At 48.4% G+C, this 9,326-nt stretch carries 9 protein-coding genes; 4 read left to right on the forward strand and 5 right to left on the reverse strand.

Going from position 1 to position 9,326, the window contains the following annotated elements:
* Positions 1 to 110 precede the first annotated feature (110 nt).
* Positions 111 to 896: an enoyl-CoA hydratase gene (locus ADA01nite_RS20600; RefSeq protein WP_146812315.1), complete on the reverse strand. Its 786-nt coding sequence runs from the start codon at positions 894 to 896 to the stop codon at positions 111 to 113.
* A gap of 127 nt (positions 897 to 1,023) precedes the next feature.
* A complete protein-coding gene (gene fadR / locus ADA01nite_RS20605; RefSeq protein WP_146812316.1) occupies positions 1,024 to 1,617 on the reverse strand; it encodes a fatty acid metabolism transcriptional regulator FadR in 594 nt (197 codons plus the stop codon).
* A gap of 214 nt (positions 1,618 to 1,831) precedes the next feature.
* Here fadR and ADA01nite_RS20610 point away from each other — a divergent pair, with 214 nt between their 5' ends.
* The 4 genes from ADA01nite_RS20610 to ADA01nite_RS20625 are packed head-to-tail and all read left to right on the forward strand — an operon-like array spanning position 1,832 to position 4,696.
* Complete coding sequence (locus ADA01nite_RS20610) at positions 1,832 to 3,229, forward strand: cbb3-type cytochrome c oxidase subunit I (RefSeq protein WP_146812317.1); 1,398 nt, start codon at positions 1,832 to 1,834, stop codon at positions 3,227 to 3,229.
* A gap of 22 nt (positions 3,230 to 3,251) precedes the next feature.
* Complete coding sequence (locus tag ADA01nite_RS20615; protein ID WP_146812318.1) at positions 3,252 to 3,761, forward strand: cbb3-type cytochrome c oxidase subunit II; 510 nt, start codon at positions 3,252 to 3,254, stop codon at positions 3,759 to 3,761.
* 12 nt (positions 3,762 to 3,773) lie between these two features.
* Complete coding sequence (locus ADA01nite_RS20620) at positions 3,774 to 4,196, forward strand: c-type cytochrome (RefSeq protein ID WP_146812319.1); 423 nt, start codon at positions 3,774 to 3,776, stop codon at positions 4,194 to 4,196.
* Between the two features lie 11 nt (positions 4,197 to 4,207).
* Positions 4,208 to 4,696: a DUF1269 domain-containing protein gene (locus tag ADA01nite_RS20625; protein ID WP_146812320.1), complete on the forward strand. Its 489-nt coding sequence runs from the start codon at positions 4,208 to 4,210 to the stop codon at positions 4,694 to 4,696.
* A 36-nt stretch (positions 4,697 to 4,732) separates the two neighbouring features.
* On the opposite strand, the gene ADA01nite_RS20630 is transcribed toward ADA01nite_RS20625, so the two are convergent.
* The 3 genes from ADA01nite_RS20630 to ADA01nite_RS20640 form a co-directional block, all read right to left on the reverse strand.
* On the reverse strand, positions 4,733 to 6,424 hold the full coding sequence (locus ADA01nite_RS20630) for a long-chain-fatty-acid--CoA ligase (RefSeq protein WP_146812321.1): 1,692 nt from the start codon (positions 6,422 to 6,424) through the stop codon (positions 4,733 to 4,735).
* A gap of 179 nt (positions 6,425 to 6,603) precedes the next feature.
* On the reverse strand, positions 6,604 to 8,067 hold the full coding sequence (putP, locus tag ADA01nite_RS20635; protein ID WP_146812322.1) for a sodium/proline symporter PutP: 1,464 nt from the start codon (positions 8,065 to 8,067) through the stop codon (positions 6,604 to 6,606).
* A gap of 209 nt (positions 8,068 to 8,276) precedes the next feature.
* Positions 8,277 to 9,188, reverse strand: a complete 912-nt coding sequence (locus ADA01nite_RS20640; RefSeq protein ID WP_146812323.1) for a proline dehydrogenase family protein — start codon at positions 9,186 to 9,188, stop codon at positions 8,277 to 8,279.
* Between the last annotated feature and the right edge of the window lie 138 nt (positions 9,189 to 9,326).

Genomic DNA, 9,326 nt, shown 5'->3' on the forward strand with positions numbered 1-9,326 from the left:
AAGCATACAAGAATGTTCATATATATCCTCCTTATGGCTTCTATATTGGTTTATAAGAGATTCAGCGCGCCGCCTGCCGGCATAAGCGTGAACGGTATTCGCAAATCAACCTACTTGTCAGTAAATTGCGCTTTACGTTTTTCAATGAATGCATTTACGCCTTCCTTCATATCGTCTGAGGCAAACAGTTGCCCAAACAGGACGGCTTCTTTCTCTGTGCCCTTCTCCTGCCCCACCGCAAGTCCGTATGTAACCGCTTCAAGCGCGGCGCGTACGGAAACGGCACTTTTCTCGAGAGCGATAAGCTCAGCGACTCTTTTTACTTCATCCATCAGAGAGTCTAGGGGAACGGCGCGGTTAACCAGGCCGATACGCTCCGCTTCTCTCCCGTCAACAAATTGACTTGTCAGAATTAATTCAAGCGCTTTTGCTTTATTGGTCAGACGCGCCAGCCGCTGTGTGCCTCCGAATCCCGGAATCAAACCCAGATTCAATTCGGGCAGACCCAGCTTCGCTTCTTCGGCCGCATACCGTATATGGCAGGCCATTGCGAGCTCTAGCCCTCCGCCCAATGCCGCGCCGTTAATTGCCGCAATCACCGGTTTAGAGAAGCTCTCAATCCGGTCAAACAGCTTCTGACCTGCCCGTGCCATCTGCTCTGCCTGTTCGACATTGTCGAATGCACCGGTAAATTCTTTAATGTCTGCGCCTGCAACGAAGAACTTTCCCGCTCCTGTTAAAACGATGACTTTGATGTCATCAATGCCTTCAATATAATTGAACGCATCGCCAAGACCGGTAAGCGTGGCGGAACTTAATGTGTTCGCCGGAGGTACATCAATACTGAGATACGCTACTTTGTTTGCTGCTTCAAGCTTGACATTTGTAAACTCCATTGTTCCTCTCCCTCCATAACCTGATATATGAATGTTCAACTTTGTCCGCCGTTATTTTTCTGTAAATTGCCTGTCTTCTAAATTATAATTGTTTTCCGGACAAATGGGCATTTAAATTTTTGTAAGTTCACTGTTTTGCCACTTTCAATCCGTTAATAAACAAATTATGAATCGGGTCAACAAGGGAGACAAGATTCTGGTTCCGCTCATTCATAACCCATGAGGTGACCGCTTCGTCCAGCGTGCCGAAAATCATCTTACGCGCTACTCTATGCTCTATATCCGGCCGGAAAACACCCTGCTCTTTGCCGAGGAAAATCACTTCGTCAATCAAGTCCAGGTAATGTTTTAACACCTCGTAAATTCCCGCCCGAAGGTTCGGGTTGGCTTGGCGCGTCTCAATCTGCGTTACGATGGCCAAATCACGGTCCTGAGACATCTGCCACAAGTGCATATAAATAAGTTCACGGAGACGATCTTCCGCCTTCTCCAGCGGAGCGATTCGGGCACGGGCCGTATTGATGAAAGTTCCGACTTTCTCTTTAAACAACGATATTAATATATCGTCTTTGTTGTCAAAGTAAAGATATATCGTACCATCAGCAACTGAGGCCTCTTTGGCTATTTTTGATACCTGTGCCTGATGGTAGCCATAGCGGGCAATAACCTTTACCGCTGCTTCGATAATGCTCTGATATTTCTCCCCTGTCTTCTTCGCCATAACGCTTCCCTCAAATCCCAAATAATGAATGAGCATTCACTCGAGTTTAGTTTATTCAAAAAAATCAGGATTGTCAATATGTATCGAAGAAGAAGTGTGGTTTTGTATATATATTTCGACATTTACCGTCATTCTCCTTCTTCTAGAATATTTTTATTTGCTCAGGAAATACTTAACATGATTTCACCTCACTGGTTACAGAAAGGAGATTGTTATGACAACCCTTACACAAGATGAAAATAAAGCGGTTCGGCTTTTTTTCTATTCTTCTATTGTCTGGCTCCTCGTTGGAATGAGTATTGGCCTGATCCTTGCGATTAAGTACGTATGGCCGAATTTTCTGGTATGGGGCGAGTTTCTCCAGAAATATCTCTCCTATGGCCGCATTCGTCCGGCGCATACACACGTCGTTCTATTGGGCTGGATGTCGATGGCGTATGTGGGCGGCCTACTTTACATTATTCCCCGGTTGACCCGCAAATCTCTCGAACATCCACGCCTTGCCCGTATCATCGGTATCCTCTGGAATGTGTATATCGTGCTTGCGGTTATTATACTATCGATGGGTTATACAACGACGATTGAATACGCGGAAACACCATGGCCGCTCGACCTTTTTTTAATCGTGTTGGTGGTTGGCACAGCATATATCTGCTTCAAAACCATCGCGAAACGCAACGAACATCAACTTTATGTCAGCCTCTGGTATTTCATGGGCTCTCTTATCTGGCTGCCGTTTCTCTATATCATCGGCAACCTTGCTACCTACTTCATCTCAGGGGTTCCCCAGGCGCTGGCAGGCTGGTTCTACGGCCACAACGTCATCGGACTCTGGTTTACGACAGTGGGAGTCGGATTCATCTATTACCTGCTTCCGCTGCTGTCCAAAAATCCGCTATACAGTCACAAACTCTCGCTTATCGGATTCTGGACAATCGCAACGTTCTACGTATGGAACGGTCCGCACCATCTGCAGAACGGACCTATCCCCGCCTGGTTAATGAAAGCCGGCGTCGTTCCGTCTGTGCTCCTCATTATTCCGGTATGGACCGTCCTTGCTAACGTGTTCGGTACGATGAAGGGCAAATGGCATGTCATATCAGAGAATGTATCGCTGAAATTTGTCGTAACCGGCGCTATTTTCTATTTAATCACTTGCCTGCAAGGACCGTTTCAATCCCTTATGCAGCCAAGCGCCATCCTTAAATTCACCAACTGGATAATAGGTCACGCACATATGCCATTGTTCGCCGCTTTCTCATTCGTCCTGTTCGCCTTGTTCTATCATGCGCTGCCGACGCTGACCGGCCGCAAAATCTATAGCGAGGCGCTGATGAACTGGCACTTCTGGCTATCGATTATCGGATTTCTCATCTTTGCCTTTACCACCTGGACGGCCGGGGTTATGCAAGGGTTTGCATGGACAGAAGGAAAGCAATACGGCGTGCCGTTCCTTGAGGTGGTCGTATCGCTGCAGCCATTCTCCATCGCCCGCGCTGTCGGCGGCCTATTGATGTTCACCGGACAAATTGTGTTCGCCTACAACGTGCGCAAGTCTATTACAGAAGGACAACCGCTGTCAGTCGAAGAGAAATCGAGTTCCACTGCATAAACCGTAAGAAAGGAGCGAAACCATGAGCGGACAAAGCAAAGAACGTTTTATGAAACCTTTTATTATCGGTGCATCCCTTCTGTTCTTCATTGGGGTCGCAGCCACCGTGGTGCTTCCTTTCTACGATGAGGTCATGCAGCGGGAGAACGCAAATGCTGCCATCAAAAATTATTCGATTGATTCGCCGGAATACCGCGGACGCCAGGTCTATATCCGCGAGGGCTGTCATACGTGTCATACACAGTTCGTACGTCCCGTAAAAGCGGACTCCTCGCTGGGCCCGGTCTCTGTTCCGGAAGATTACTATCATGATTATCCGCATCTGCTGGGCAGCGTGCGGACCGGCTCCGATCTTACCTGGGTGGGCACCCGCTGGAATGAGCAATGGCACCGTGTACATTTAAACAACCCGCGCCAGGTATTCCCGGGCAGTACGATGCCAAGCTATAACTATTTATCCGACCAGGATACAGAAGATTTGATTGCTTATTTGATGAGCTTAAAACCGGCACCTTCCACTGAAGGACGCTAGGAGGTAGGAGTAATGGATGAAGAACGCCGCGAAAAGAAAGAAACAACGCATGAAGAACCTCTTGAGGAAGTTGCGGGGATTCGGATGGCGAATGCCCGGGTGCCGCGCTTTCTCGTCATCACGTATGTCACGCTGGCAGCCTGGGCGATCGGTTATTCGGTTCTGGCCCAACCGGTAAATGAACGAACGGAAGATACCGCCGGCAACAAGCCGGTAGACGGCAAAACCATCGTCCAACAGCACTGTCTCGGCTGTCACAATCTGACCAAAGAAGCGCTTGTTGGCCCCGGGCTGCAGGGGGTCGGCCAGCGCCTTCCCGGCGAGAAATTAACCAATGTGCTGCTAAACGGGCGCGGTGCCATGCCCTCCCTTCCCAACCAGGGACTGGACAGCGAACAGATTAAAGCCGTAGAAAAATATTTGCGGACACTGTAAGGAGGAAACGTATGAACCCCCACATTGTGGCTGTATTTACCCTTCCGGAGGAAGCGGAACGCGCATGTAACGCCCTGCAGAGCTACGTGAAAAAAGACGAAATTTCGTTTTTACGCAAAACGGAACAACCGGATACATTTACGGGTGACGCAAGCGCCGATCCCGTGGTCGATGGCGTGACTATCGGATCGGTTATCGGAGGCGCGGCGGGTCTCGCTTTCAGCATGGGAACGCTGCTTATCCCGGGGATTGGCCCTGTAATCGCGGCAGGCCCTCTTCTCTCCGTACTCGCCGGCGCCATGTCCGGCGGAGTTATCGGGGGATTGACGGATCTAGGTATTAACAGGTATACATCCGAACATATTAGCCGGCACCTTGAACAGGGACAGGTTGTTCTTGTTATACAGGTCAGCAAACCGGAGTTGCGCGGAACGATTACCCATCTATTGGAGCAGCACGGCGCGGTAGAAATTCATGATGAACCGGTTATTGAAAATTAGGCGCAAAGAAAGGATGGGAAAAACGCTCCCATCCTTTTATTTTGTCTGTAGTTTGCCTTTCTCCTCTTCGATAAGAGCACGACGCAGAATTTTTCCGACCGCCGTCTTCGGAAGTTCATCCCGAAATTCATAGATGCGGGGTACTTTGAAAGCGGCCAGCTTCTGCCGGCAATACGTATCTAATTCCTCTTCCGTCACTCCTTCATTCTCCCGGACGACGATGTAGGCTTTCACGGTTTCACCGCGGTATTCGTCCGGTACTCCGATGACAACCGCTTCTCTAATGGCCGGATGTTCATATAGAACTTCTTCGATTTCGCGGGGGTAAATGTTAAATCCCCCCGCAATAATCATGTCTTTCTTCCGATCTACGATATAGAAATATCCATTCTCATCCATCGTACACATATCGCCGGTGAAAAACCATCCGTCCTGTAAGCACGCGTACGTCTCCTCTTCCTTATTCCAGTATCCTTTCATCACCTGCGGCCCCCGTATGCACAACTCCCCTACCTGTCCGGGCGGAACCTCTTCGCCCGTCTCGATATCGACGACCCGACACTCTGTGTCCGGCCAGGGAAGGCCGATGCTGCCGTTAATCCTCCGTCCCCAGATTGGATTGGCATGCGTTACCGGAGAACATTCAGTCAGGCCGTACCCTTCTACCAGCCGTCCTCCCGTAAGCGCTTCAAATTTTTGTTGTACTTCCACCGGCAAAGGGGCCGATCCGCTCAGGCAGGCTTTAATAGAAGAAATACTGTATTTTGTAAGGTCCGGATGGTTTAATAATCCGACATACATCGTCGGTGCGCCGGGAAAGACCGTCGGCTTCTGATCGTCGATAAGCTTTAGCATCATGTTTGTATCAAAGCGGGGCACCAGGATAAGCTTGGCAGCCATGTAAATGCCGAAATTCATGGCGACCGTCATGCCATATACATGAAAGAACGGAACCGCAGCCAGTATCCGCTCTTCTCCGCGTCTGGCTTTATAGAACCAGGCGCCGCACTGCATGACGTTAGCAACGAGGCTGGCATGAGTCAGCATGGCTCCTTTCGCTTTGCCGGTGGTCCCTCCTGTATACTGGATAAGCGCGATATCGTTTTGCGTATCAACCGGAGACCGAACCGGGTCCGGACTGCTTCGCGCAAGCAGCGAAACAAACGCATACACACCCGCCCTCTCCCCTTCCCGCACCCGTACCCGCTGCCGCTGTTTCCACTGGACGAAGGGATAAAATATTTTTTTAGCCAGCGGCAAGTAATCCTTAATTCCCGTCACAATAACATGCTCAAGCGCCGTTTCGTCTTTTACTTGCTTCACCCGCGGGTACAACAAATCGAGGCAGATGATTACCCTGGCACCGGAATCGGTCATCTGGTGCAGCAGTTCCCTTTCCGTATACAGCGGATTGGTTTGCACAACAGTCGCTCCCGCGAGCAGTGCACCGTAGTAAGCAATGACGCTTTGCGGGATATTCGGCAGCATAACCGCAACGCGATCACCCTTGTTTACTCCAAGCTGTCTCAGTGCATTGGCAAAACGGTAGCATTCCGTAAGCAATTGCTCATATGTTATCTCCTTGCCCATAAAAAACAAAGCCGGGGAATGAGGATTTGCTGCCGCTGTCTGAATCAGCAGTTCATAAAGTGCGATGTCCGGATAGGAAAGCTTATGGGGAATTTCTGCCGGATAACTGGCCAACCAGGGACGGGATGCTGTCGGCATACAGGTCACTCCTTCTTCTTTCGTTATCTTACATAAATAATTCAATGAATGAATACTCATTCCTTCTTTATTATTTTAATTTTTAAAAATTTACGATTATTATTCTTTTATCGCTTTGCTATTGTATTTAGACAAGCCGTAAAAACCCCTTTTGTCATCCGACAAAAGGGGTTGATTGATTAAGCCGATCTGGTGCACTGTTCGAATTGCTCTTCTACTTTGGCTGACGGCTTAGCCGTCATCAAGCTTACAAGGATAATCGCCAGCAGGCCTGCCGCGAAGCCCGGCACCATTTCATATAAGGTATCCTTTAAGAACGGGAACCGGGTCCAGATAATAACCGTAGCGGAACCGGCGATCATACCGGCCAACGCTCCCCATTTGTTCATACGCTTCCAGTACAGGCTCAGAAGAATAACCGGCCCGAAGGAAGCGCCGAAACCGGCCCATGCATATCCCACAAGCGAAAGAATCGTACTGTTTTTATTAAATGCAAGCATCATGGCAACCAGCGCCACCAGAAGTACAGAGAGGCGTCCGATAAGTACCAATTCTTTATCGGTAGCAGAACGACGGAAAAATGTTTTGTATATATCTTCCGTCAGCGAGCTGGACGTAACAAGCAATTGAGAAGAAATCGTACTCATTACCGCGGCCAGAATGGCTGCCAGCAGGAAGCCGGTAATAAACGGGTGGAATAAAATATGGCCCAATTCCATGAATACGGTTTCCGGGTCTGCCAGTTTTATTCCTTCATTTGCAAAGTAAGCGATTCCAACAAAGCCGGTAAACATGGCACCGACTACGGAAAAAATCATCCAGCCCATTCCAATGCGGCGGGCTTTCGCCATTTCTTTAACAGACGAAATGGCCATAAAACGTACGATAATGTGCGGCTGTCCGAAATACCCAAGGCCCCATGCGAATAACGAAATAATGCCGAGCAGGGTCGTTCCCTTGAACATATCCATCAGCGCAGGATCGATTTGACGAATCGTATGAAACGACTCTCCAAGACCCCCTGTATGAAAGATCGTGACGACCGGAACCATAACCAGTGCAATTACCATAATAAGCCCCTGTACAAAGTCTGTCCAGCTTACCGCAAGGAAACCGCCGAACAGCGTATAGGCTACGACAACGCCAGCGACAATCCAAAGGCCCACAATATAATCAAGTTTAAATGAGTTCTCAAACAGTACGGCTCCGGAAACCAAACCGGAAGAAACATAAAATGTAAAAAAGACCATAATGACAAGACCGGATACGATACGCAACATCTTGGTCGTATCGCCAAAACGGTTCTCTAAATATTCCGGAATCGTAATCGAGTTGTTCGCGAGTTCAGTGTACGTGCGCAGACGCGGCGCCACGTATAACCAGTTTGCATACGCACCCAGTGTCAGACCGATTACGATCCAGGAAGCGCTCAGCCCCTGGGAAAACATCGCCCCGGGCAGGCCGAGCATTAGCCAGCCGCTCATATCGGAAGCACCGGCGCTAAGCGCAGTAACCGCCGGGCCAAGCGTCCGGCCGCCAAGCATATAATCTGATAAATCGGATGTACGCTTATAAGCATAATAGCCAATCAGCAGCATTCCTACCATATACACGGTAATAGAAATTACTAATTGCATGTCCATAATTGAACCCCCTTATTTTTCAGCCAAAATCTAAGAAGGAGCGCGGGAAAGCGGAGGGAAGAGAAAAGAGTAAAGGCGGAAAAAAGACCTTCCCCTTTTTCTTCACTAAAATCTCACATTTCTCCCGCCTCTCTTTTGTTATCATAATGGTATACTTGCAACTTTGTCTATTTTCATATTCAGCCCGGGTATAACAGACGGTATGGATTTTATTTAGAGACCATTCCTTTTAATACAAAAGCTACGTTGGCCGGGCGCTCCGCCAGTCGGCGCATGAAGTAGCCGTACCAATCATTGCCGTAAGGAACATAAACACGCATCGTATATCCTTGCCGTGCAAGCTCAACTTGTGCTTGCGTACGGATACCATACAGCATCTGGAACTCGAACTGATCGCGCGGAATTTTATATTCCTCAACCAACCGCTTTGTATATTCGATAATTTGGTCATCATGGGATGCGATTGCGGTATAGCTGCCGCTTAACAGGTGCATCTTGATAATCTTCTTATAGTTTTCATCCACATCTTTCTTATCGGGATAGGCGACTTCCGGCGATTCTTTGTATGCGCCTTTTACCAGACGCAATGAAACCCCTTTCATTTTTTCGATATCTTTTTCTGTGCGATATAGATATGCCTGGATAACGGTGCCAACATTGTCATAGTCACGACGAAGCTCTTCCAACAAATCCAGCGTTTGCTGACAATGTCCGTAATCTTCCATGTCGATGCGAACAAAGTTGCCGTATTTTTTTGCCGTATCCAGAATGCGGCGCATATTGCTCCGGCACAGATCGATATCAATATCCAGACCAATCTGCGTAAGCTTCAAGGACAGGTTGCTGTTCACGCCCGCCTGATGAATGGCATCCAGCGTTTTCACGCAGTAGTCGGCCGATTCGATGGCTTCCTCCCGGCTGAATACGAATTCGCCAAGATGGTCCAGGGTGCATACAAGTCCTTTTTCATTTAAATTCTGCACTTTTTGAATGGCTTCCCTGATTGTTTCCCCTGCTACAAAACGGTTGGCGCCAAAGCGAAGACCCCATTTTTTCGCTGCCTGATTCATCAATTTATTTTGAGAAAGAAACAGGAAAAAATTTTTCATTGTTGTCTCCATCATCGCCATTGCCTTCTCATCCTTTCATTTAAAACAGAATAATGTAGCTGTCTTTCATAGTATGAAGGAAAGGAGAGAAGAGAACGTGGGAACGATTTCTTCTTCCCCTCTTCTCTCTCCATGTTTATCCCTTATTTT

Origin of the sequence: Aneurinibacillus danicus (assembly GCF_007991215.1) — a bacterium.
Lineage (GTDB): Bacteria > Bacillota > Bacilli > Aneurinibacillales > Aneurinibacillaceae > Aneurinibacillus > Aneurinibacillus danicus.